19 protein-coding genes and 1 tRNA gene are annotated in these 23,005 nt (G+C 67.0%); 12 read left to right on the top strand and 8 right to left on the bottom strand.

Annotation, left to right across the window (positions count from 1 at the left end; all coding sequences use genetic code 11):
• Positions 1 to 180: 180 nt before the first annotated feature.
• On the bottom strand, positions 181 to 1,068 hold the full coding sequence (locus tag ACU4E7_RS07410) for an N-formylglutamate amidohydrolase (RefSeq protein WP_447021132.1): 888 nt from the start codon (positions 1,066 to 1,068) through the stop codon (positions 181 to 183).
• A 165-nt stretch (positions 1,069 to 1,233) separates the two neighbouring features.
• Between ACU4E7_RS07410 and cpdR the strand changes: the two genes are divergently transcribed.
• The 3 genes from cpdR to hemH all read left to right on the top strand — a co-directional run bounded on the left by cpdR (position 1,234) and on the right by hemH (position 2,947).
• Entirely contained in the window at positions 1,234 to 1,614 is a 381-nt protein-coding gene (cpdR, locus tag ACU4E7_RS07405; RefSeq protein ID WP_238122349.1) for a cell cycle two-component system response regulator CpdR, read from the top strand.
• Positions 1,615 to 1,675: 61 nt separating this feature from the next.
• A tRNA-Val gene (locus tag ACU4E7_RS07400) sits at positions 1,676 to 1,750 on the top strand.
• 117 nt (positions 1,751 to 1,867) lie between these two features.
• The gene (gene hemH / locus ACU4E7_RS07395) at positions 1,868 to 2,947 is read left to right on the top strand and encodes a ferrochelatase (RefSeq protein ID WP_447021131.1); all 1,080 of its coding nucleotides are present in this window, start codon (positions 1,868 to 1,870) and stop codon (positions 2,945 to 2,947) included.
• Positions 2,948 to 3,001: 54 nt separating this feature from the next.
• Here the strand turns inward: hemH and ACU4E7_RS07390 are convergent, their stop codons facing one another.
• From ACU4E7_RS07390 to ACU4E7_RS07360, 7 genes are all read right to left on the bottom strand, one after another.
• Positions 3,002 to 4,246 carry a phenylacetate--CoA ligase family protein gene (locus tag ACU4E7_RS07390; RefSeq protein ID WP_447021130.1) on the bottom strand — a complete coding sequence of 415 codons (1,245 nt, stop codon included), beginning with the start codon at positions 4,244 to 4,246 and terminating at the stop codon, positions 3,002 to 3,004.
• Between the two features lie 64 nt (positions 4,247 to 4,310).
• The gene (locus ACU4E7_RS07385; RefSeq protein WP_447021129.1) at positions 4,311 to 5,150 is read right to left on the bottom strand and encodes an ABC transporter ATP-binding protein; all 840 of its coding nucleotides are present in this window, start codon (positions 5,148 to 5,150) and stop codon (positions 4,311 to 4,313) included.
• Positions 5,151 to 5,327: 177 nt separating this feature from the next.
• On the bottom strand, positions 5,328 to 6,617 hold the full coding sequence (locus tag ACU4E7_RS07380) for an ABC transporter substrate-binding protein (protein WP_238122464.1): 1,290 nt from the start codon (positions 6,615 to 6,617) through the stop codon (positions 5,328 to 5,330).
• A gap of 62 nt (positions 6,618 to 6,679) precedes the next feature.
• Entirely contained in the window at positions 6,680 to 7,750 is a 1,071-nt protein-coding gene (locus ACU4E7_RS07375; protein ID WP_238122353.1) for a branched-chain amino acid ABC transporter permease, read from the bottom strand.
• Positions 7,751 to 7,754: 4 nt separating this feature from the next.
• Positions 7,755 to 8,648, bottom strand: coding sequence for a branched-chain amino acid ABC transporter permease (locus tag ACU4E7_RS07370; RefSeq protein WP_238122354.1), 894 nt, complete (start codon positions 8,646 to 8,648; stop codon positions 7,755 to 7,757).
• 175 nt (positions 8,649 to 8,823) lie between these two features.
• Positions 8,824 to 10,776 carry an AMP-binding protein gene (locus ACU4E7_RS07365; RefSeq protein ID WP_447021128.1) on the bottom strand — a complete coding sequence of 651 codons (1,953 nt, stop codon included), beginning with the start codon at positions 10,774 to 10,776 and terminating at the stop codon, positions 8,824 to 8,826.
• Between the two features lie 8 nt (positions 10,777 to 10,784).
• A complete protein-coding gene (locus tag ACU4E7_RS07360) occupies positions 10,785 to 11,642 on the bottom strand; it encodes an ABC transporter ATP-binding protein (RefSeq protein ID WP_443267170.1) in 858 nt (285 codons plus the stop codon).
• A gap of 347 nt (positions 11,643 to 11,989) precedes the next feature.
• Here ACU4E7_RS07360 and ACU4E7_RS07355 point away from each other — a divergent pair, with 347 nt between their 5' ends.
• The 9 genes from ACU4E7_RS07355 (at position 11,990) to ACU4E7_RS07315 (ending at position 22,916) form a co-directional block, all read left to right on the top strand.
• Positions 11,990 to 12,715: a TetR/AcrR family transcriptional regulator gene (locus tag ACU4E7_RS07355; RefSeq protein WP_238122356.1), complete on the top strand. Its 726-nt coding sequence runs from the start codon at positions 11,990 to 11,992 to the stop codon at positions 12,713 to 12,715.
• 250 nt (positions 12,716 to 12,965) lie between these two features.
• On the top strand, positions 12,966 to 14,573 hold the full coding sequence (locus tag ACU4E7_RS07350; RefSeq protein ID WP_238122357.1) for a carboxyl transferase domain-containing protein: 1,608 nt from the start codon (positions 12,966 to 12,968) through the stop codon (positions 14,571 to 14,573).
• A 238-nt stretch (positions 14,574 to 14,811) separates the two neighbouring features.
• On the top strand, positions 14,812 to 15,627 hold the full coding sequence (locus ACU4E7_RS07345) for an enoyl-CoA hydratase/isomerase family protein (protein WP_447021127.1): 816 nt from the start codon (positions 14,812 to 14,814) through the stop codon (positions 15,625 to 15,627).
• Positions 15,624 to 17,630, top strand: coding sequence for an acetyl/propionyl/methylcrotonyl-CoA carboxylase subunit alpha (locus ACU4E7_RS07340; protein ID WP_447021126.1), 2,007 nt, complete (start codon positions 15,624 to 15,626; stop codon positions 17,628 to 17,630). Before ACU4E7_RS07345 ends, ACU4E7_RS07340 begins: the two co-directional genes overlap by 4 nt.
• Complete coding sequence (locus ACU4E7_RS07335) at positions 17,630 to 18,535, top strand: hydroxymethylglutaryl-CoA lyase (protein ID WP_238122360.1); 906 nt, start codon at positions 17,630 to 17,632, stop codon at positions 18,533 to 18,535. Before ACU4E7_RS07340 ends, ACU4E7_RS07335 begins: the two co-directional genes overlap by 1 nt.
• Positions 18,536 to 18,678: 143 nt before the next feature.
• On the top strand, positions 18,679 to 19,419 hold the full coding sequence (locus tag ACU4E7_RS07330; RefSeq protein WP_447021601.1) for an alginate O-acetyltransferase AlgF: 741 nt from the start codon (positions 18,679 to 18,681) through the stop codon (positions 19,417 to 19,419).
• Positions 19,420 to 19,426: 7 nt separating this feature from the next.
• Complete coding sequence (locus ACU4E7_RS07325; RefSeq protein WP_447021125.1) at positions 19,427 to 20,812, top strand: MBOAT family O-acyltransferase; 1,386 nt, start codon at positions 19,427 to 19,429, stop codon at positions 20,810 to 20,812.
• A gap of 14 nt (positions 20,813 to 20,826) precedes the next feature.
• The gene (locus ACU4E7_RS07320) at positions 20,827 to 21,903 is read left to right on the top strand and encodes an alginate O-acetyltransferase AlgX-related protein (protein ID WP_238122363.1); all 1,077 of its coding nucleotides are present in this window, start codon (positions 20,827 to 20,829) and stop codon (positions 21,901 to 21,903) included.
• Positions 21,900 to 22,916 (top strand): alginate O-acetyltransferase AlgX-related protein, encoded by a 1,017-nt coding sequence (locus ACU4E7_RS07315; protein ID WP_447021124.1) that lies wholly within the window; start codon positions 21,900 to 21,902, stop codon positions 22,914 to 22,916. The genes ACU4E7_RS07320 and ACU4E7_RS07315 overlap by 4 nt, the downstream gene beginning before the upstream one ends.
• Positions 22,917 to 23,005: the final 89 nt, after the last annotated feature.

Here is a 23,005-nt window from a genome sequence, read left to right as displayed (position 1 = left end):
GCTTCAGACCGCTGCCCCCACCGCGCACTCGTGTATCCCGAGGGACACGGTGGAGCCCAGACGAGCAAATTCGTATAACTGCCATTCAAAAAACGCAAGGCAGCTTTTGCAAATCTGCAGGGCAGATCCTTAAGGCCTTGAGCCGCCAGTCTTTCATGCCCGCTCAGGTTGTGGATGACCTTACTCGGCTGCGGCCCGCGGCGGCGCCAGCACGCCGGTCAGCCGCGCGAACACCCGCGGCATGGCCGCGCCGATCTCCGCCCGCAGGCGATCGAAGCCCGGCGCGCGCAGATACAGGGCCTCTTCCATATAGAGCGCCCGATTGACCTCGATCTGCACCGCGTGCAGGCCGGCGGCGGGGTTGCCATAATGCTCGGTGATATAGCCGCCGGCATAGGGCTTGTTGCGCAGCACCCGGTAGCCCGCCGCGCTCAGCTCCACCTCCAGCGCCTCCGTTACCCGCTCGCTGCAGCTGGTGCCGTAGCGGTCGCCGATGACGAAATCCGCGCGGGTGCTGTCGTCCCGGGCCGAGCCGGAGGGCATGGAATGGCAGTCCACCAGCACCGCCACGCCCCAGCGCCGCTGGGTGGCGGCAATCATGCGGCGCAGAGCCTGGTGATAGGGCTTGTAGAAGGTCTCGATGCGCTCCAGCCCCTCGGCGACCGACAGGCGGGCCGGGTAGATCTCCTGGGCTTCCCCCACCACCCGGGCGATGGTGCCGAGCCCGCCGGACACCCGCACCGAGCGGGTGTTGGCGAACGGCGGCAGGCGACCCTCGAACATGCGCGGGTCGAGCTCGTAGGGCTCGCGGTTGAGATCGAGGAAGGCGCGCGGGAACAGCGCCCGCATGAAGGGCGCGCCGGCGTTCACCACGTCCTCGAATAATTCGTCCACAAAGCTGTCCTCGGACCGCCGCAACGTGGCAAAGTCCAGGCGCGTCTGCGTCACGAAGCTTCGGGGGTAGATGCGGCCCGAATGGGGGGAGTTGAAGAGGAACGGCCCGGTGGCAGCCTCAAGGCCCAGGATCTCGAATGCGGGATCTATGGTGTCAGCGAGGCAGGCCGTCATCGTGCGCCGCAAAAACTCTGGAGGGATTCTAAAGGCTTGGCTTTCCCACATGATGCCCGCCCGAAGGGGGGCTTGTGAAGGGGGAACCGGGCTTTCACCTCGAATTTACCCGATTGGGCGACACAAAGCACATGGGCGCCCGGCATGGCCGGGCCGGATTCACGAATGATCAGGGGAAACGGCGTGTCCAAGATCCTGCTCGCCGAAGACGACAATGACATGCGGCGCTTCCTGGTGAAGGCGCTGCAGAATGCCGGCTATTCGGTGGCTTCCTATGACAATGGCAAATCCGCGTATGAACGCATGCGCGAAGAGCCGTTCGAGCTCCTGCTCACCGATATCGTCATGCCGGAGATGGACGGCATCGAGCTGGCGCGCCGCGCCACCGAGCTCGATCCCGACCTCAAGGTGATGTTCATCACCGGCTTTGCCGCGGTCGCCCTCAATGCCGATGGCGAGACCCCGACCGAGGCCAAGGTGCTGTCCAAGCCCTTCCATCTGCGCGATCTCGTTTCCGAAGTGGGAAAGATGCTCGCCGCCGCATGAACCTGCGTTTGGCGCCTTGCCACCCGCCGGCGGAGTGGATATAGAGGCGCTTCCCGTGGAGGGGCGCGTAGCTCAGCGGGAGAGCACTACGTTGACATCGTAGGGGTCACAGGTTCGATCCCTGTCGCGCCCACCATCCCTCCTCATCCGACACCGACCTGAGATCGTCCCCTCCGGGGCGCTCCGCGCCGTGGCGACTGGACCGATTGACGGCGCCGCCTCAAGGCTCCATCTGCCTCACAGAGGTGACCTGATGAGCCAACCCCCCGTCCCGCCGTTCCCGAGTCCAGCCGCCGATGCCTGGTCAACGCCCGCGGCTGATCATCCGGCCATCGCTTTTGGCCGAATCGGCGTGCTCCTCGTCAATCTCGGCACCCCCGATGGCACCGATTATTGGTCCATGCGGCGCTATCTCAAGGAATTCCTCTCCGATCGCCGGGTCATCGAGGTGAACCGCGCCCTGTGGTGGCTGGTGCTCAACGGCATCATCCTCACCACCCGCCCGGGCCGGAAGGGCCGCGATTACGCGACCATCTGGAACCGCGAGCGCAACGAGGGGCCGCTGCTCACCATCACCCGCAGCCAGGCGGAAAAGCTCGCCGCGCGCCTCGCCGGCACCGACGACCGCCTGGTGGTGGATTTCGCCATGCGCTACGGCCGCCCGGCCATCGCCGAGAAGATCGGTGCCCTGCAGGCCAAGGGCTGCGAGCGCATCCTGGTGGTGCCGCTCTATCCCCAATATGCCGCCGCCACCACCGCCACCGTGGCCGACGCCGCCTTCGATGCGCTGAAAAAGCTGCGCTGGCAGCCCGCCGTGCGCATTGCCCCGCCCTGGCATGACGACGCCGTCTATATCGATGCGGTGGCCGAGGACCTGGAGCGCCATGTGGCGGCGCTCGACTTCGAGCCGGAGGTGATTCTCGCCTCCTTCCACGGCATTCCGAAATCCTACCACCTCAAGGGCGATCCCTATGCCTGCCAGTGCGCCAAGACGGCGCGGCTCCTGCGGGCGCGGCTCGGCTGGGGGGAGGAGCGGCTGCGCCTCACCTTCCAATCCCGCTTCGGGCGGGAGGAATGGCTGCAGCCCTACACCGACGCCACCGTGCAGGCGCTGGCCGAGAGCGGCGTGAAGCGCATCGCGGTGTTCAACCCGGGCTTCGTGGCGGACTGCCTGGAGACCCTGGAAGAGATCGGCGTCGAAAACCGCGACATCTTCCTGAAGCATGGCGGGGAACAGTTCGCCGCCATTCCCTGCCTCAATGATGATGACGCCGGCATGCGCGTGCTCGCCCATGTGGTGCGCCGCGAGCTCGGCGGCTGGATCGGGGCTTGACCAAGGGACCATGAATACCAAAGGGCCCTGAGGCAAGCTCAAGGCCCTTTGGCTTCACACCGGCCGGCGATCCTCGATGGTCTTGGCATCGGCCGGCAGGGTGCCGGGTGCGAGAAGGGCCAGGCGCCCGCGCAGTTTGGTGGTGGCGCGCAGATCGTCCAGCAGCGCCTCCTGGGAGAGGGCGGTAGCGTCCGCCACCTCCACCTCCAGCAGCATGTCATCGGCATCGCCGATGCGGTCCACCACGAGGCGCGCTTTGGCGACGCCCGGGTGCTTCTTCACCGCCGCGCTCACCTGCACCGGGTGCACGAACATGCCGCGGATCTTGGTGACCTGATCGGCCCGGCCCATCCAGCCCTTCAGCCGCATGTTGGTGCGCCCGCAGGGGCTCATGCCCGGCAGGACCGCGGAAAGATCACCGGTGGCGAAGCGGATCAGCGGGTAATCCGCATCGAACAGGGTCACCACCACCTCGCCCACCTCGCCCTCGGCCTCCACCGGATCACCGGTGCCGGGGCGCAGGATCTCCACCAGGCAGCCCTCGTCCACGATCATCCCCTCTTCCGCCTCGCTCTCATAGGCGACGAGGCCGAGGTCGGCGGTGCCGTAGCACTGGCGGGCGGTGATGCCCGCCGCCTTCAGCTCCGCCCGGTGGGGCGGCAGGAAGGCCTCGCCGGTCACCAGCGCCTTCTTCAGCGAGGAGATGTCGGTGCCGCTCTCCCGCGCCTTGTCGAGGAGGATCTTCAGGAAGGACGGCGTGCCGCCATAGCCGGCGGGGCGGATGTCGGCGATGGCGCGCAATTGCAGATCGGTCTGCCCCACGCCCGCCGGCACCACCGCGCAGCCCAGGGCATGGGCGCCGCCCTCGATCATCGAGCCCGCCGGAGTCAAATGATAGGAGAAGGCATTGTGCACGATGTCGCCGGCGCGGAAGCCGGCGGCGAACAGGGCGCGGGCGAAGCGCCAGAAATCCGGGCCATGACCTTCGGGATCATAGATCGGCCCCGGCGACATGAAGATGCGCGAGAGCTTGCCCGGCGGCACCGCATTGAGGCCGCCGAACGGCAGGCTTTTCGGCTGGATCTCCAACAGCTCCGATTTGCGGGTGACGGGCAACTGCGCCAGCGCCTGCCGGCTGGTGATGGCCTCCGGCTCCACATCCTTCAGCAGCGCCGCGAAATAGGTCGACTTCGCCTTGGCATGGGCCACCTGGGCCGCCACCGCGGCGAACAGCGCCGCCTCCCGCGCCTGCGGGTCCCGGGTCTCGCTGGCATCGTAATAGCGGTTCGGATCAGTCATTGCGCGGCCTGCTTGAACATCTGAGATCCATCATCCGAGGGGCTTTTCCCCCTCCCCTGCCCGCTCACAGCCAGCGCTTGCGGCGCTTGAAGCTTTTCAGGTTCTTGAAGCTCTTGCGCTCCTCGCCGCCGCCCTGGCCAAGGTAGAATTCCTTCACGTCCTCATTGGTGGCCAGCATCTGCGCCGAGCCGTCGAGCACGATCTTGCCCTGCTCCATGATGTAGCCGTAGTCCGCCACCGAAAGCGCCACCCGCGCATTCTGCTCCACCAGCAGAATGGTGACGCCCAGCTCCACATTGAGCTTCTTGATGATGGCGAACACCTCCTTCACCATCAAAGGCGAGAGACCCATGGACGGCTCATCCATCAAAATGAGCTTGGGGCGGGCCATCATGGCGCGGCCGATGGCCAGCATCTGCTGCTCGCCGCCGGAGAGATAGCCGGCAAGGCCGGTGCGCTCGCGCAGGCGCGGGAAGAATTCATAGACCCGCTCGATGTCGCTCTTCACCTCATTGTCGCGCCGGGTGAATGCTCCGAGGCGCAGGTTTTCCAGCACCGTCATGTCGGCGATGATGCGGCGCCCCTCCATGACCTGGAAGATGCCCCGGCGCACGATCTTGTCGGGCTCGATGCCGTTGATCTTCTCACCCAGGAAATTCACCTCGCCGCGGGTGATCTCCCCATCCTCGGTTTTCAGGAGGCCGGAGATGGCTTTCAGCGTGGTGGATTTGCCGGCGCCGTTGGAGCCCAAAAGGGCGACGATCTGGCCCTGCGGCACCTTCAGCGACAGGCCGCGCAGCACCAGGATGACGTCGTTATAGACCACCTCGATATTGTCCACCGCCAACAGCGGGGCCGGCCCGGTTTCGGCGATGGGATCGAGCTTCAATGCGGCCTCGGCCATGGCGGTCTCCGATTTCGGTCTAACGCGGACCCGCGCGGCAGGCGGAACGCCCGCGCGCCGCGTGGAAGAGCGCCGGGGGAAGGGGTCCATGTCCCCGGCGGTCCGGAATTCTCCGCGCCCGCCCCCCCTCTCCCGCGAGAAGAGAGGGGGGCGAGGACGCGGGCGTTCAGGGGGGACTCACCAGCCCTGCAGCTCGGTCTTGCGCGGCAGATCGACCGTGGTGACCTTCTCAAGCTTGATGGTGCCGTTCTTGATGAGCTCGGTCACCGAGGCATCGGTCGGGCCATTCACCACGGCGCGATAGAGCTCCACGGTGGTGGTGGGACGATGATCGGTGGCGGTCCAGGTGGAGGGCACGCACACGCCTTCCATGCCCTTCGGCACCCAGTCCTTCTTCTGATACATGCCGTCGCGGATCTTCACGCCGGTGACGCCGCCGTTCTTGTCCGCCCACTCCATGGCTTCCTTCATGTAGAGGGCGGTGCAGATGGCGGTGAGATAGTGCACCGGGCGATAGGTGTTGCCGGAGGGATCGGAGATCTTGGAGATCTCGCGGGCGGTGGCGAGCCCCGGCGCATCGCCGGACCAGGTGACCGCCGTGCGCACCGGGAACACCACGCCGTTGGCGGCCTCGCCGGCGGCCTTCATGGCGTTCTCGTCCATGCCCCACACATTGCCCAGGAACTGCACGTCCACGCCGGCGGTCTTGCAGGCCTTGAGCACCGAGATGTTGGAGCCGGCGGTGTTGCCGAGATAGGCGTAATTGGCGCCCGACTGCTTCAGCGTCAGGCACTGGGGCGTGTAATCGCCGGGGGTGAGGGCGAAGGTGATGGGGTCGAGCACCTCGAAGCCCAGTTCCTTGGCATAGGCTTCCGCCGCCGCCTTGGGCGAGTTGGGATAGGGGTGGTTGGCGCCCATGTGCACCCACTTGGGCTTGCCGGGCTTGCCCTTGGCCTTCCAGTCGTCGGCGGCCCACTTCACCATGGCGCGGGCGGCGTCCGAATAGGACGGGCCATAGAAGAAATTGAACGGCGCGGAGCGGGTGGAATGCTCGTTCGCCTTGCCCGACGGATCGGTGAGGGAGGCGGAATAGGAGCCAGAATAATAGGGAATCTGCTCCTTGGTCACCATGCCCACCAGGGCCTCGGTATCGGCGGTGCCCCAGCCCTGGATCGCCACCACCTTGTCGGAGCCCACCCACTTCTTGAAGGCGGCGAGCGCCCGGGGCACCTGGTAGCCATATTCGTTGAAGTCGGAATTGATGGTCTTGCCGTTCACCCCGCCATTGGCGTTGATCCAGGCGATGGTGTCCTGGATCGCCTGGCCGTAGGGCTGGCCCACGTCCGAGGTGCCGCCGGAATAGTCGGCCAGATGGCCGATGTTGATCTGCTGGGCCAGGGCGGGCGCCGCGCTGGCCAGCGCCAGCGTCGACACCAGGGTGAGGGCGGCGGCGGTCTTTTTCTGCATCATCGTCTCCTTGGCGTTTCCTCGAAGCGGCGGTTCGCCGTCTTTTGCTTGGGATGTCACACTCAGAACGAGAACGGATAGAGTTTCCAATAAGCCTTGATCTGGCGCCAGCGGTGGGCGAGGCCATCGGGCTCGAACATCAGGAACAGGATGATGGCGGCGCCGATCAGCATCTCGCGCAGGTAGCTGATGCCATCCTTCAGGTGCAGCACCTGATCGATGACGCTGCCCGACAGCGCCCCCGCCACCCAGCCGGTGGCCTCCGGCAGCAGCACCATGAAGATGGTGCCCATGAGCGTGCCCATGATGGAGCCGAGGCCGCCGATGATGATCATGCCGAGGAACTGGATCGAGAACAGGATGTCCAATCCCTCCACCGACATGAACCCCACATAATGGGCATAAAGCGCGCCGCCGATGCCGGCATAGAAAGACGAGATGCCGAACGCCATGGTGCGATACTTGGCCAGGTTCACGCCCATCATCTCGGCGGAGAGATAGTGATCACGCACCGCGATCAGCGCCCGCCCGTCCCGGGTGCGCATGAGGTTGGTGGCGCCGAGATACATGATGACCACGAAGAACAGCACCACGTAGAAGTATTTGTCGTCTCCCGAGAGGTCATAGCCGAACAAGGTGAAGGGCGCGGCGATGGCGCCGTGGGTGCCGCCGGTGAACCACTCCGCCCGCACGAAGAAATCCTGCAGGATGAACTGGGCGGCCAGCGTCGCGATGGCGAGGTAGAGCCCCTTCACCCGTGCCGCCGGCAGGCCGAAGATGAGGCCCACCACCGTGGTCCACAGCCCCGCCAGCACGATGGCGAGGGGCACCGGCACCCCCTTGTCGGCGAGATAGGCCGAGGCGAAGCCGCCGAAGCCGAAGAACACCGCATGGCCGATGGAGATCTGCCCCGAGAACCCGACCAGGATGTTGAGCCCCAAAGCGGCGATGCCGAGATAGCCGATCTGGATCAGGAGGCTCAGCGCATAGCGCGACATGAAGAAGGGCGCGAAGCACAGCAGCACCACGGCACCGATGCAGAACAGCAAGGTGAGCCGCGTGGCGAAGATGGTCTGGTCGGCCTTGTAGCTGGTGCGGTAATCGCCGCACGGACGCATGGTGTCGATGGCCATGGGATCAAACCCTCTCGATGTCGCGGGTGCCGAACAGGCCGTAAGGCTTGATCATGAGAATGATGATGAGGGCGTAGAAAGGGATGACCTCGTAAAGGTTGCCCCACTTCAGATACTGGCTGTCCACGTATTGGCCGAGGTTTTCCAGAAGGCCGACGATGAGCCCGCCCACCACCGCGCCGAAGATGCTGTCGAGGCCGCCGAGGATGACCGCCGGGAACACCTTGATGCCGAAGTAGGAGAGCGCCGAGGACACGCCGTTGACGATGCCCACCACCACGCCGGCCACCGCCGACACCGCCGCCGAAATGCCCCAGGACAAGGCGAACACCTGGCGCACCGAGATGCCGAGCGACTGCGCCACCTGTTGGGAAAAGGCGGTGGCCCGCATGGCGAGGCCCATCTTCGAATACTTAAAGAACCAGGCGAAGCCGGCCATAATCGCGAGGCTGACGCCGGTGGACATGAGATAGGCGGTCTGCACCTGCAGCCCCAGCACATCCACCTTCTCCACCGGGAAGATGGGCGGGAACGGCTGGGCGAAGGTGCCGAACATCCACTTCATCAGCGCCTGGAAGAAGATGGACATGCCGATGGTGACCATGATCACCGAGATGATCGGCTCGCCGATGAGCGGGCGCAGAATGATCATCTGCACGGCGATGCCGAACACCATCATGAAGCACACGGCGATGAGGAAGCCCCAGAAGAAAGGGATGTCCCAGGCGGTGAGCAGCCACCAGCAGGTCCAGGCGCCGATCAGCAGAAATTCGCCCTGGGCGAAGTTCACCACCTGGCTGGCCTTGTAGATGAGCACGAAACACATGCCCACCACGCCATAGAGCGTGCCGATGATGAGCCCGTTGATGATGAGCTGAAGCAGAAGCTGGGATTGCATCACACACACTCCGCCAGAGCCCTCTCCCGCCTGCGGGGAAGGGTTGGGAGGGGGAACGGATGGCGGCGGCAGGCGCCGACGGTGGAGACGTGACGGAAGGGCGCCTTCCCCCTCCCCAGCCCTCCCCCGCAGGCGGGAGAGGGAGCGGCGCGGCTCAGGTGAAGGAGCGCAGTCATCACGCCGCCCTCCGCGCGCCGCCGGCGGCGGGGCCGCCGAGGTCGATGACGTCGAGGGTGGTCTTCACCCGCTGCTTGGTGCCGTCCTGGAAGGTGATGGTGGTGTCCACGTCGATCACCTGTTCGCCCGCATACATGGCATCGATGATGGAGCCGTAGCGCTCGTTGATGACGCCGCGGCGCACCTTGCGGGTGCGGGTCAATTCGCCATCGTCGGCGTCCAGCTCCTTGTAGAGCAGCAGGAAGCGGCCGATGCGCTGCTTTTCCGCCAGCGTCTTGTTCACCTCCTCCACCTCTTTTCGCAGCAGCGCGATGACTTCAGGCTTGGCGGAAAGATCCGTATAGGTGGTGAAGGCGATGCGGTTCTTCTCCGCCCATTTGGAGACGATGGAGAAGCGAATGCAGATGAGCGCCGCAAGACTGTCGCGGCCATCGCCCAGAACCACCGCCTCGGCCACATAAGGCGAGAACTTCAATTTGTTCTCGATATATTGGGGAGAGAAGCGGTCGCCATGGGCGGTCTTCGCCATGTCGCGCACGCGGTCGATGACCACGAGGTGGCCCTTCTTGTTGAAGAAGCCGGCATCGCCCGTGCGCATCCAGCCGCCCGCGGAGAACGACTTCTCGGTTTCGTCCTCGTTGCGGAAATAGCCGGTGAACATGTTGGAATGGCGCGTCACCACCTCGCCCAAACCGTTGGGGTCGGGATCGTCGATGCGGATCTCCACCCCCTCGAACGGCACGCCCACCGTGTCGAAATCCACGTCGTCGGCACGGTGCAGGGTATAGGCGCCGAGGGTCTCGGTCTGGCCATAGAGCTGGCGCATGGGCACGCCGAGCGCCAGGAAGAAGCGGAAGGTGTCCGGCCCCAACGCCGCCCCGCCGGTGGCCGCCGACTTCAGATGCGAAAAGCCCAGCCGGTCGCGCAGCGCGCGAAACAGGATGAAGTCCGCCAGCGCCGAATGCTTGCCCTCGTTCAAGGCCTTGAGGCCCAGGGTCATGCCGAGCCGGAACATCGCCTGCTTGAAGGGCGAGGAATCCATCATGCGCGAGCGCACGTCAGCGGCGATCTGCTCCCACACCCGGGGCGCGAACAGCACGAAGGAGGGGCCGATTTCCCGCATGTCGGCCATCATCGTCTCCTGCTCCTCCACGAAGTTCACCTTCATGCGGGAGATGAGCGCCTGACCGAACGCGTAGATCTGCTCCATGATCCACGGCATCTGCAGCACGCTGACGTATTCGTCGGCGGGGCCGCGCGGATCCATGTCGAGATAGGCCCGGCAATGCTTCAAGAGCGAGCCGGCGGAGAGCATGGCGAGCTTGGGATGAGAAGTGGTGCCGGAGGTGGTGCACAAGATCGCCACGTCGGCGCCGGAGCCGGCATCCACCAGCGCATCGAAGCGGGCCGGCTCCCCGGCCGCCACCGCGGTGCCCCGCGCCTCCAGATCCTTCAGGGAGATCAGGCGTGGATCGTCATATTTGCGGATGCCGCGCGGGTCCGCATAGACGATGTGGCGCACCGTGGGGATCCGGTCCTCCAGGGCGAGCAGCTTATCCACCTGCTCCTCGTCCTCGGCGAACACCACCGCCACGTCGGCATAGGTGATGAGATAAGCCACCTCATCGGCCAGCGCATCGCGATAGATGCCAAGGCTCATGCCACCCAGCGCATGGGCGGAGATCTCCCCCATCAGCCATTCGGGGCGGTTGTCGCCCAGAAGGGCCACCACGTCGCCGCGGGCGACGCCGAGGCTTTCGAGGCCGAGGGTGATGGCCGCTACCCGGCCGGCCACCTGCCGCCAGGTATGGGAAATCCAGATGCCGAGATCCTTTTCCCGCAGCCAGATGTCGTCGGGATGCTGGGCCGCGTGCAGGCGCAGCAGCTTGGGGAAGGTGTCGTGAACGGTCACGTCCGGCCAATCGTGGGCGGCGGAAACAGCAGCGCTCATGGCGGGCCTCACGCGGACAGAGCAGTCAGGGCCTGCTCGTCTTCGAGCAGCGGGTCTTCCTCGCCGAGATAGGCCTTGCGCACATGGGGATCGGCCAGCACGGCGGCGGGCTCGCCCTCCACCAGCTTCTTGCCGAAATCCAGCACCATCACCCGGTGGGAAATGTCCATCACCACCCCCATGTCGTGCTCGATCATGATGATGGTCATGCCCCATTCCTCGTTGAGATCGACGATGTAGCGGGCCATGTCCTCCTTCTCTTCGAGGTTCATGCCGGCCATGGGCTCGTCGAGCAGGATCAATTTGGGTTCGAGGGCGACCGCGCGGGCGAGCTCCACCCGCTTGCGCAGGCCATAGGAGAGGGTGCCGGCGGTGGCCTTGCGCACATGCTGGATGTCGAGGAAGTCGATCACCTCCTCCACCTTGCGGCGATGCTCCAGCTCTTCCTTCTGGGCGCCACCGATCCAATAGAGGGCGCCATTGAACAAGTTGTTCTTCAGAAGGTGATGGCGGCCGACCATGATGTTGTCGAGCACGCTCATGTGGCTGAACAGCGCCAGGTTCTGGAAGGTGCGGCCGATGCCGATGGCGGCGCGCCGGTTCGGCTTCACCTTGGTGATATTCTCCCCCTCGAACCGCACGATGCCTTCGCTGGGGGTATAGCGCCCGGAAATGCAGTTCAGCATAGAGGTTTTGCCGGCGCCGTTGGGGCCGATGATGGAGAATAATTCTCCGGGCTTCACATGGAAGCTCACGTCGGTCAGGGCCTTGAGGCCGCCGAAGCGCAAGGAGATGTTTTCCACGCTCAACAGCGCGCGCACGTCCGCAGCTGCCTGCGGAACCACGGATGTGGTGCTCAAGCCCATCCTCCCTCATGTGCCGGGAGAATGAGGCGCTGCCCCCTCCCCCGTTTTGTCGGCGCCCCCACGCGGTGCTTTGCCCGGCGGTTGGCGTGGCGCCCTTGCCCGATCGTAACGTCAGGTCTCAGGAAACAATCAAGCGTTCTTTTTTATTCTGGTCAAGCGGCATTTCATGTCGCAGGATGATGTTGGCGGCGCTGCCGGGATGATCTTGCAAGGGTGATCTTGCGAGGATCACCTTGCATCCCGGCTGCGGGCCGCACAGTTTAGCACCTCTCCATCCAGCGCGGCGCGCGCATTCGCGTGAGTCGCGCGGCCGGCCCGGTTGCCGGGCCCCAACAGTTCAGAAGGCCATGGCGCGCACCATCGGTTCCAACGGCACCCGCACCGCCGAGGCGATCCGCCAGGCGGGGGTGAAGCTCATCTACAAGCACGGCTACGAGGCCATGAGCCTGCGGCAGCTGGCAGCGGAGGTGGGCCTGCAATCCGGCTCGCTCTACAAATATTTCGAGAACAAGCAGAACCTCCTGTTCGACATTGTCCGCGAGCATATGGAGGATCTGATCTCCAAGGCCGAGGCGGACCTCGCCGGGGTGGCCGATCCGCTGGCGCGGCTGAAGGCCTTCGCCGCCTTCCATTTGCGCTACCACATGACGCGCATGGCCCATGTGTTCATCGCCAACATGGAGATCCGCTCCCTGGAGGACGAGCACCGCGCCACCATCATCGCCCAGCGCCGCCGCTATGAAGGCCTGCTGGAAGACACCCTGCGCCGCGGCGCGGAGGCGGGCGTGTTCGAGGTGCGCGAGCCGAAGGTCGCCACCTACGCCATCATCTCCATGCTCACCGGCATCTGCATGTGGTACCGCCCCGGCGGCCGGCTGAGCCAGGAGGATCTTATCGGCATCTATACCGGCCTGGTGGTGGGCGGTGTCACGGGGGCGGAAGAGGCCGTCGCCGCGCCGCTGCCGCTGGAGGCCAAGGCGTCGATGGCCACCAGCCCGGCGGCCCGCACCCCCAAGGCCAAGACCAAAACGACCGGCAAGGCCACGGCGAAGAGGACCGCCGCCGGCGCCTGATGGCCTGACAGGGCCCGCCGTCGCGCGCCCTTCATCCCGCGCCGAAAACCTCTTGCACCTGCCGGAAAAAAACGTACGATCGTTTCCAAGCCGACCGTGATCGGCACGGAGGACACGCTCGTACGCCACCCGCCCACCGGCCTGTCCGGGGGTGCCCGGTGCCATCGGCACCGGTGACGCCGCGCGTCGTCCTCTCCCACCTGGCAAGGGCACCCCTGACAAGGGCATCTGCCCGGACGTGAGGCCGCTCATGGCGATCATCGAGGATGCGGTGGACCGCCGCTCCGACACCTTCCGCCGCAACAAGGAGGCTTTGGAGCAGTCGGTCGCCGATCTGCGCGCCAAGGTCGAGACCGTCTCCGAAGGTGGCGGCGAGGTCGCCCGCGAGCGGCACCTGAAGCGCGGCAAGCTGCTCCCGCGCGACCGCATCCGCACCCTGCTCGACACCGGCTCGCCGTTCCTGGAGCTCTCCCAGCTCGCCGCCTTCGGCATGTATGAGAACGAGGTGCCGGCGGCCGGCATCATCACCGGCATCGGCCGCGTGTCGGGCCGCGAATGCGTCATCGTCGCCAATGATGCCACGGTGAAGGGCGGCACCTATTACCCCGTCACCGTGAAGAAGCACCTCAGGGCCCAGACCATCGCCCGGGAAAACCACCTGCCCTGCATCTATCTGGTGGATTCCGGCGGCGCCAACCTGCCCAATCAGGACGAGGTCTTTCCCGATCGCGAGCATTTCGGCCGCATCTTCTTCAACCAGGCCAACATGTCGGCCGAAGGTATCCCGCAGATCGCGGTGGTGATGGGCTCGTGCACCGCCGGCGGCGCCTATGTGCCGGCCATGGCCGACCAGTCCATCATGGTGAAGAACCAGGCCACCATCTTCCTCGGCGGCCCACCGCTGGTGAAGGCCGCCACCGGCGAGGTGGTCACCGCCGAGGAACTGGGTGGGGCGGACGTGCACACCCGCACCTCCGGTGTCGCCGACCACATGGCGGAGAACGACGCCCATGCGCTGGGCATCGCCCGGTCCATCGTCGCCGATCTCAACCGCACCAAGGCCCACAGCCTCGACATCGCCGAGCCGCGCGCCCCGCTCTATGACGCGAAGGAGATCTACGGTATCGTCTCGGCCGATCCCAAGCAGCCGTTCGATGTGCGCCAGATCATCGCCCGCATGGTGGACGGCTCCGAGTTCGACGAGTTCAAGCCGCTCTATGGCCAAACGCTGGTGACCGGCTTTGCCCGCATCTTCGGCTATCCGGTGGGCATCGTCGCCAACAACGGCATCCTGTTCTCGGAAAGCGCGCTCAAGGGCGCGCATTTCGTGGAATTGTGCGCGCAGCGCAACATTCCCCTCGTCTTCCTGCAGAACATCACCGGCTTCATGGTGGGCCGAAAATATGAGAGCGGCGGCATCGCCAAGGATGGCGCCAAGTTCGTCACCGCCGTGTCGTGCGCCAATGTGCCGAAATTCACCGTGGTGATCGGCAATTCCTTCGGCGCCGGCAATTACGGCATGTGCGGGCGCGCCTTCGATCCGCGCTTTTTGTGGATGTGGCCCAATGCCCGCATTTCGGTGATGGGCGGCGAGCAGGCGGCCAATGTGCTGGCCCAGGTGAAGCGCGACGGCATCGAGGCCCGCGGCGGCAAATGGACCGGTGAGGAGGAAGAGGGCTTCAAGGCCCCCATCCGCGCCCAGTATGAGCGCCAGGGCCATCCCTATTATTCCTCCGCCCGGCTGTGGGATGACGGGGTGATCGACCCCGCCGACACCCGCATGGTGCTGGCGCTGGCCCTTTCCGCCGCCTTGAACGCCCCCGAGCAGGAGACGCGCTTCGGCGTGTTCCGCATGTGATGGCCCTCAACGCTCATGCGACACGCCCCCTCTCCCGCTTGCGGGGGAGGGTTGGGGAGGGGGAACGGGCGACCGCCACCCGCGCGGCATCCGTCGCCTGCACGTCCGGCTTCGCCCACAGGCCCCACCGCCGCTCACCGGCCGCCGCCGTCCGCCCCCTCCCTGGCCCTCCCCCGCAAGCGGGAGAGGGAATGGACCGGCGCCCGCGGACAGCGGCCTCCATTTCAATGAGGATCCCATGAGCCTCCTCACCTCGACCGAGGACCGCATGAGCCTTCTCACCACCACCGAGGACGGCGTTCGCATCCTCACCCTCAACCGGCCGGAGGTGCACAACGCCTTCGACGACACGGTCATCGCCGCCCTCACCACCGCCTATGCCGAGGCCAGCGCCGATCCCGCCGTGTGGGCCATCCTGCTGAAGGCGGAGGGCAAGAGCTTCTGCGCCGGTGCCGACCTCAATTGGATGCGCCGCATGGCCGGCTATTCCCATGCGGAAAACCTCGAAGACGCCAGCCGGCTCGCCGCTCTCATGCGCACCATCGACCTGTGCCCCAAGCCGACCCTGGTGCGGGTGCACGCCTCGGCCTTCGCCGGCGCCACCGGGCTCATCGCCGCCTCCGATATCGTGGTGGCGGTGCCGGAAGCGGAATTCGCGGTGACCGAGGTGAAGATCGGCCTCATCCCGGCGGTCATCAGCCCGTATCTGGTGCGGGCCATGGGCGCCCGGCAGGCGCGGCGCTATTTCCTCACCGCCGAGCGCTTCTCCGCCGCCACCGCTTTGGAGCTGGGCCTGGTGCACGAGGTGGTGCCGCCGGATGCGCTCGATGCCGCCATAACCCGCCATCTCAAGGCGCTGAAGGCGGCGAGCCCGGCGGCGCTCAGCGCCACCAAGGATCTGATCCGCGCCGTGGACCGGCCGCTGGATGACGCGGTGGTGGACGACACCGCCCGCCGCATCGCCGACATCCGCGCCAGCGCCGACGGCAAGGAGGGCGTCACCGCCTTCCTGGAAAAGCGAAAAGCCCAATGGGGAAAAGGGGAAAGCGCATGAGCCGGCCGATCCGCACCGTTCTCGTCGCCAACCGGGGTGAGATTGCGGTCCGCGTCATGCGCACCGCCAAGGCCCTGGGCCTCAATACCGTCGCCGTCTATTCGCAGGCGGATGCCCACGCTTTGCACGTGGCGGTGGCGGACGAGGCCTATCCCATCGGCCCCGCCCCGGCCCGCGAGAGCTATCTGAAGATCGACGCCATTCTCGACGCCGCCAAGAAGAGCGGGGCGGATGCCATCCATCCCGGCTACGGCTTCCTCTCCGAGAATGCGGATTTCGCCGACGCCTGCGCCAAGGCCGGCCTCGTCTTCATCGGCCCACCGGCCAGCGCCATCCGCGCCATGGGCTCCAAGAGCGCCGCCAAGGCGCTGATGGAAAAGGCCGGCGTGCCCCTGGTGCCCGGTTATCATGGGGAAGACCAGGATCCCGCGCTCCTGGCGCGGGAGGCCGCGCGCATCGGCTTTCCGGTGCTCATCAAGGCTTCCGCCGGCGGTGGCGGCAAGGGCATGAAGGTGGTGCGCTCAGCCGAGGAGTTTCCGGAGGCGCTCGCCTCCGCCCAGCGCGAGGCCAAGAGCGCGTTCGGCGACGACCGGGTGCTGGTGGAGAAATATCTCACCACCCCGCGCCATATCGAGGTGCAGGTGTTCGCCGATACCCACGGCAACGCCGTCTATCTCTATGAGCGCGACTGTTCCATCCAGCGCCGCCACCAGAAGGTGGTGGAAGAAGCCCCCGCCCCCGGCATGACGGCCGCGCGCCGCGCCGCCATGGGGCAGGCGGCGGTGGATGCCGCCAAGGCGGTGGGCTATGTGGGCGCCGGCACGGTGGAATTCATCGCCGAGGGCGACGGCTTCTATTTCATGGAGATGAACACCCGCCTGCAGGTGGAGCATCCGGTCACCGAGGCCATCACCGGCCAGGATCTGGTGGAGTGGCAGTTGCGGGTGGCCGCCGGTGCGCCCCTGCCCCTCACCCAGGAGCAGATTCCGCTCAACGGCCACGCCATCGAGGTGCGGCTCTATGCGGAGGACCCGGCGCGGGACTTCCTGCCCCAGGTGGGCACCCTCGACCATCTGGTGCTGCCCGCCCATGTGCCCGGCACCCGCGTCGATACCGGCGTGCGGGCCGGCGACACGGTCTCCATCCATTACGATCCGATGATCGCCAAGATCATCGTCGCCGGCGCCGACCGGGCGGAGGCGGTGGGCCGGCTCGAGGCGGCGCTGGCCGCCACCGAGGTGGTGGGCCTTGCCACCAACCGGGTGTTCCTGAAAGCCATCGCCGCCCATCCCGCGTTCGCGGCGGCGGAGCTGGATACCAATTTCATCGCCCGTCACGCCGCCGATCTGCTGCCCCCGCCCCAGCCGGTGGGCGATGCGGTGCTGGCCCTCGCCACCCTCGCCATCCTGAAGGACGAGGCCCGCCAGTCCGCCGAGGCGGTGGATGCGGCCGATCCGTTCTCCCCCTGGGGCCGCGCCCCCGGCTGGCGGCTCAACCGCGACGCCCATGTGGACCTCACCTTCCAGGATCCGCACGTGGAAGGGCGCACCGTGGTGCGCGCCCATTTCAAGCCCAACGGTTTCACTTTGGACCTGCCCGGCGGCCCGATGACGGTGGAGGGCGAGGCCGATGACGCCGGCACCCTGTCCGCCCGGCTCGATGGGGTGAAGCTCAGCGCCCGGGTGGTGCGCACCGGCAACCATCTCACGGTGTTCGTGCGCGGCGGCGAGTTCGCGCTGGAATTCATCGATCCGCGCCTCGCCTCCCTGGCCGCCACCGGCACCGCCGGCCGGCTGGTGGCGCCCATGCCGGGCACCATCATCCGCATCGCGGTGGAAGCCGGCCAGAGCGTCGCCAAGGGGGCGCCGCTGGTGGTGGTGGAAGCCATGAAGATGGAACACACGGTGGCCGCCCCCCGCGACGGCCGCATCAAGGCCCTCAATTTCGCCGTGGGCGACCTGGTGGACGAGGGCGCCGAACTGTTGGTTCTGGAGGACGCATAATGGCCCGCCCCACTTCGGTCCGCATCGTCGAGATGGGCCCCCGCGACGGGCTGCAGAATGAGCCGGGCGTCGTGCCGCTGGCCGCCAAGGTGGCGCTGATCGAGGCCCTGGCCGATGCCGGGCTCACCGCCATCGAGAGCGGCTCGTTCGTCTCCCCCAAATGGGTGCCGCAGATGGCGGACACGGCGGAGGTGCTCGCCACCATCCAGCGCCGCGAGGGGGTGCGCTATCCGGTGCTCACCCCCAATCTCAAGGGCCTGGAGCTGGCGCTGGCCGCCGGCGTCACCGAGGTGGCGGTGTTCGCCGCCGCCTCCGAGGCGTTCAGCCAAAAGAACATCAATTGCTCCATCGCCGAGAGCCTGGAGCGCTTCGCCCCGGTGCTGGACCTCGCCCGGGCCCATGGGGTGGCGGTGCGCGGCTATGTCAGCTGCGTGCTCGGCTGCCCGTACCAGGGCGAGGTGCCGGTGGCCAAGGTGGTGGAGGTGGCCGAAGCGCTCATCGCCATGGGCTGCTATGAGGTCTCCCTCGGCGACACCATCGGCGTCGGCACCCCGGACAAGGCCAAGGCCATGGCCCGCGCGGTGGCCGACCGCATCGGCGTCGCCCGCACCGCGTTGCACTTCCACGACACCTACGGGCAGGCCCTGGCCAATGTGCTGGCCTGCCTCGATCTCGGCATCGCCACAGTGGATGCGTCGGTGGCGGGCCTCGGCGGCTGCCCTTATGCCAAGGGGGCGTCGGGCAATCTCGCCACCGAGGACCTGGTCTATATGCTGAACGGCCTGAACATCGAGACCGGTGTGGATCTCGACCTTTTGGCCGCCGCCGGCCGGGCCATCACTGCGGCGCTCGGCCGCGCGCCCACCTCCCGGGTGGCCCAGGCGCTGGCGGCGAAAGCCGCCTGAACACCGCTCCCCGATTGGTGATTTGACGGCGCCGCCCGTAACCATACGGATGAAAGGGGGCCGGCGTCGGTTGCATTGAGTCCGCCGCCCCCCTAACACTCATGGTATCCATATCCGCTGGGACATCGGAGCAGGGCGTGGCCATGAAGATCAGGGGATCGCAGACGGTGCGAGCGGATGGCACCGGGCACCGGCTGAAGCGCCGCGCCCGCCGGGTCCGCGCCCTCGTGCTCGCGGCCCTCGCAACCGCTGCCGTCGCCGGGCCGAACGCCACCAGCGCCCAGGAGCTGACCCGCCTTTATGCGCCGAAGCCGCCGGCCGGCTCCGCTTACGTGCGGGTGGTGGACCTCACCCGCTCGGGCTCTCCCATCTCGTTCAGCTCGGACGCCCGCGCGGTGCAGCCCGGCAGCGGCGAGGCCGCCAGCATCTACCGCATTGTCAAGGGCGGGGCTCCGCTCACCCTCAATCTCGCCGGCAAGCCCGTGAACGGCCCCGTGACACCGCCGGCCGACGCCTTCTCGACCCTGGTGATCACCCCCGACGAGAGCTTGATCCTGATCCCCGACTCCACCGAGGGACGCAACGATCTCAAGGCGCAGCTGCGCTTCTACAATCTGGTGCCCGATTGCATCGGGGCGGTGACGGTGGTGGATGGCCCCAAGGTGTTCGAGGGGGTGGCCACCCACGACACCCGCCAGCGCTCCATCAATCCCATCGAAGCGACCCTGGAAGCCAGCTGCGGCGCCACCAAGACCGAGGCCCTGAAGCTGCCGCCCCTCAAGGCGGGCGATCATTACAGCCTGTTCCTGGTGCCCACCGGCGGCGCGCCGGTGCTGGCTGGCCAGCGCGACGAGACCGAACCCTACCGCGCCCCGGCCAACTGACCTCACCATGGTCTTCGCTTCCGACAGCTTCCTGTTCCTGTTCCTGCCGGTCTTCCTCATCGTCTATGGGCTGACGCCCGGGGCGGCGCGCAATCTCACTATCCTGGCCTTTTCCTGGCTGTTCTATGCCTGGTGGCGGGCCGATTTCCTGCCCCTCATCGTCTCCATCGCCGTGTGGTCGTGGCTGACCGGCCTGTGGATCGCCCGCGCCGAGGGACCCGCCCGCCGCAATGCGCTGCTGGCGGGCATCGCCTGGCCGCTCATCTCCCTCGTCTGGTTCAAATACGCCAACATGCTGGTGGCCACCGGCCAGGCGGTCACCGCCTCCGTCTGGGGCTGGGAAGACGTGCTGCTGCCCATCGGCCTCAGCTTCTTCGTGTTCGGCGCCATCTCCTATTCCATGGACGTCTTCCGCCGCACCGTGCCGGCCGAGCCCTCGTTCGTGAACTACGCCACCTACCAATCCATGTTCGGCCACCTCGTGGCCGGCCCGGTGGTGCGCTACAAATGGGTGGCCGAGCGGCTGAAGGAGCGCACCTTCCAGCGCGCCGAATTCATGTTCGGGGTCGAGCGCTTCATGTTCGGCTTCGCCCAGAAGGTCCTGATCGCCGATACCCTCGCGCCGCTGGTGGACGCCGGCTATGCCCTGGCCAATCCCACCACCACCGACGTGGTGCTGGCGGTCTCCGGCTACACGCTGCAGCTCTATTTCGATTTCTGCGGCTACAGCGCCATGGCCATCGGCCTCGGCCTGATGGTGGGGTTGAAGTTTCCCGAGAACTTCGACAACCCGTACCTGTCCACCTCCCTCGCGGAATTCTGGCGGCGCTGGCACATCTCCTTGTCGAGCTGGCTCCGGGACTATCTCTACATTCCCCTGGGCGGCAACCGGGGCTCCACCGCCCGCACCTCCGCCAATCTCATCATCACCATGGGGCTCGGCGGTCTGTGGCATGGGGCCAGCTGGACCTTCCTCGCCTGGGGCCTGTGGCACGGCTTCGGCCTGATGGTGGGGCGGGTGTGGAGCAACCATACCCTGCCGCGGCTGGGGCCGCTCCTGAGCCACATCCTCACCCTGGCGTTCGTCATGGTGGGCTGGGCGCTGTTCCGCGCCCAGAGCTGGAGCGAGGCGGCCACCATTTTCACCGGGCTCGCCGGCGTCCACGGCCTCGGCCTGTCGCCGGCCATGGCGGCGGCGGTGCGGCCAGTGGAACTGCTGGCGCTGATGGTGGGTATCGGCTTCGTCTATCTGCCCAAGCTGCTGCGCATCGACCCGGCGGCGCCGGAGCCTGGCCATAGTCTGCGCGCCTGGACCGCCCTGCCGCTGTTCCTGTTCGCGCTGCTGATCCTGCAGGGGCGCACGGTGGTGCCGTTCCTGTATTTCCAGTTCTAGAGGGGGAGCCCATCATGCCCGGCCTCGCCCGCACCCTCGCCACCCTGGTCTTCCTGGCTCTTATGCTGGTCGGCCTCGGCTTCGTCGCCGTCCACCTGGCCGGACCGGCGGGCGGGCGGATCGCCGCCGATGCCAGCCTCGAAGGGGTGCTGAACGGTTCGCTCACCGCCCGCGTGGACAAGGCCGTGGTGGCGGCCCTGCCGACGACGCCCGCCCTCGATTCCCTGGTGTCGGGCCTCTCCTACCGCCTGTTCGGCGATGCCGGGCCGCAGGTGCGCGCCGGCTGCGCCGGCTGGCTGTTTCTGGCCGAGGAGCTGGTGGAGGCTCCCGGTGGCCCCCGCCATCTGGCCGATCGCATCCGCCTCGCCGCCAAGCTCCAGGCGGCACTGGCGGCGAAGGGCGTGGCGCTGGTGGTGCTGCCGGTGCCCGACAAGGCCGATCTCTCCCGCGATACCCTGTGCGGGCTCGGGGTTGCCGATCAGGCGCGGCAGCGGCCGGGACTATGGGCACGCAACAGCGCCGGTCTCGGCCTCACGCAGGTGGATATCCGCCCCGACTGGCCCCCCGGCGGCTTCCTGCGCACCGACACCCATTGGAACCAGACCGGCGCCGCCTTCGCCGCCCGGCTGGTGGCCGAAACGGTGACGGCCCGGCTCGGCGCCGGAACCCTGCCGGCGCAGGTGGTGGTCTCCCCGCCCCAGGACCATGTGGGCGACCTCATGCGCCTCGCGGGCCTCGCCCGCTCCTGGCCGTGGTCCGGGCCGCAGCCCGATCGGGAAGGCGAGGTGAGCACCCGCTTCACCCGCTCCGGCGGCCTGCTCGATGATGTGGAGGCACCAAGCGTGGTGCTGGCGGGCTCGTCCTATTCCCGCAATTCGGGGTTCCTGGACTATCTTCAGGGCGCGCTCAACCGCGAGGTGGCCCAGCGCAGCCAGGACGGGGCGGGTTTCGCGGGGGCGCTGCTCGACATCCTCACCCGTGAACCGACCCTTCTTGATCAGACCCGTCTGGTGGTCTGGGAATTTCCCATGCGTGTCCTCACCCAGCCTCTGACACCGGCTGAACGCACCTTTCTGGGAGACGACAAATGATCTTTCGTTCCGCACCGTCCCGGCGCGACCTCATCCGCGGCGCGGCCCTCGGCCTGTGCGCCGGGCTCATGGCCACCACCGGGCTAACGGCGGCCAGCGGACCGGCCGCCGCCCAGTCGCAGCCGATCATCTCGGGCAAGGGCGGCTGGCTGTTTCCCGGCTGGGAAAGCCTCACCGTGCTCGACAAGGCCGGCATCGCCCGCACCATCGGCCTCATCAAGGATGCCCAGACGGCGCTGGCCGCCCGCAACATCACGCTCATTCCCATCGTGGTGCCGCTGAAGGCCGCCTTCTATGCGGACAAGCTGCCCGATGGCGTGAAGCTCTCGGCGGATGTGAGCGGCCAGTACGATTACATCCTCGCCCAGCTCAAGCAGAACGGTCTCGACACGGTGGACCTGCGACCGGCCATCAAGTCCGTGGAGAAGGGCAAGCAGGTCAGCTTCTACCGGGCCGATTACCATTGGAGCGCCTGGGCGGCGGAGGCCTCGGCCGATGCGGTGGCCGCCGCCATCAAGGCCAGCGGCGTCAAGCTGGCCGGGGCGCCCGGCTCCGGCGACAAGCTCGGCCAATGGGTCACCCAGCGCCATCTGGGCGATCTGGCCGAACGCTTCCTCACCCCCGACCAGCAGAAGCAGGTGGGCCCCGACCTTTATACCGTCCGGGTGCAGAGCGAGGCCAAGGGAAGCCTGGTGGACACCGCCCCCGCGCCGGTGCACGTGGTGGGCAACAGCTTCGTGCAGCCGTATCTCGGCTTTCCGCAGAAGCTCTCCAACGCCCTCGACCGGCCGGTGGCGCTGACCTGGAACCCCGGCAACGTGGGCCCCTGGGTCACCTTCCTGCAGTTCGCCAGTGCCCCCGACTTCGCCCGCAACCCGCCGCAGGTGGTGGTGTGGCAGTTCAACGAAGGCCCGTTCCATTCCGCTCCCGAGGCCACCGACCAGTGGGATGCCTCCTCCATCATGTCGGCGCCGCAGTGGCGCGACCGCATGCAGGCCGCCGTGCGTAAATAGGTGGCTGTGGCCGCGGCGCCACACGGACGCACGAACGTGACGAGGGGGCGTCCCGGCGGGGCGCCCCTCTGTCTTGCGGCAGGTGCCGC

It is taken from the genome of Xanthobacter sp. ZOL 2024 (assembly GCF_052932325.1).
The sequence above is the reverse complement of the archived record's forward strand: the minus strand, read 5'-3'. Positions and strand labels throughout refer to the sequence as shown.

Bases quoted from the DNA above. Each gene is read 5' to 3' on its own strand.
- ACU4E7_RS07320 (WP_238122363.1), top strand. From the start codon at position 20,827: ATGCCCGGCCTCGCCCGCACCCTCGCCACCCTGGTCTTCCTGGCTCTT.
- ACU4E7_RS07350 (WP_238122357.1), top strand. From the start codon at position 12,966: ATGGCGATCATCGAGGATGCGGTGGACCGCCGCTCCGACACCTTCCGC.
- ACU4E7_RS07385 (WP_447021129.1), bottom strand. From the start codon at position 5,150: ATGGCCGAGGCCGCATTGAAGCTCGATCCCATCGCCGAAACCGGGCCG.
- ACU4E7_RS07410 (WP_447021132.1), bottom strand. From the start codon at position 1,068: ATGACGGCCTGCCTCGCTGACACCATAGATCCCGCATTCGAGATCCTG.
- ACU4E7_RS07330 (WP_447021601.1), top strand. From the start codon at position 18,679: ATGAAGATCAGGGGATCGCAGACGGTGCGAGCGGATGGCACCGGGCAC.
- hemH (WP_447021131.1), top strand. From the start codon at position 1,868: ATGAGCCAACCCCCCGTCCCGCCGTTCCCGAGTCCAGCCGCCGATGCC.
- ACU4E7_RS07380 (WP_238122464.1), bottom strand. From the start codon at position 6,617: ATGCAGAAAAAGACCGCCGCCGCCCTCACCCTGGTGTCGACGCTGGCG.
- ACU4E7_RS07335 (WP_238122360.1), top strand. From the start codon at position 17,630: ATGGCCCGCCCCACTTCGGTCCGCATCGTCGAGATGGGCCCCCGCGAC.
- ACU4E7_RS07340 (WP_447021126.1), top strand. From the start codon at position 15,624: ATGAGCCGGCCGATCCGCACCGTTCTCGTCGCCAACCGGGGTGAGATT.
- ACU4E7_RS07365 (WP_447021128.1), bottom strand. From the start codon at position 10,776: ATGAGCGCTGCTGTTTCCGCCGCCCACGATTGGCCGGACGTGACCGTT.
- ACU4E7_RS07375 (WP_238122353.1), bottom strand. From the start codon at position 7,750: ATGGCCATCGACACCATGCGTCCGTGCGGCGATTACCGCACCAGCTAC.
- ACU4E7_RS07315 (WP_447021124.1), top strand. From the start codon at position 21,900: ATGATCTTTCGTTCCGCACCGTCCCGGCGCGACCTCATCCGCGGCGCG.
- ACU4E7_RS07360 (WP_443267170.1), bottom strand. From the start codon at position 11,642: ATGGGCTTGAGCACCACATCCGTGGTTCCGCAGGCAGCTGCGGACGTG.
- ACU4E7_RS07345 (WP_447021127.1), top strand. From the start codon at position 14,812: ATGAGCCTCCTCACCTCGACCGAGGACCGCATGAGCCTTCTCACCACC.
- ACU4E7_RS07390 (WP_447021130.1), bottom strand. From the start codon at position 4,246: ATGACTGATCCGAACCGCTATTACGATGCCAGCGAGACCCGGGACCCG.
- ACU4E7_RS07355 (WP_238122356.1), top strand. From the start codon at position 11,990: ATGGCGCGCACCATCGGTTCCAACGGCACCCGCACCGCCGAGGCGATC.
- ACU4E7_RS07370 (WP_238122354.1), bottom strand. From the start codon at position 8,648: ATGCAATCCCAGCTTCTGCTTCAGCTCATCATCAACGGGCTCATCATC.
- ACU4E7_RS07325 (WP_447021125.1), top strand. From the start codon at position 19,427: ATGGTCTTCGCTTCCGACAGCTTCCTGTTCCTGTTCCTGCCGGTCTTC.
- cpdR (WP_238122349.1), top strand. From the start codon at position 1,234: ATGATCAGGGGAAACGGCGTGTCCAAGATCCTGCTCGCCGAAGACGAC.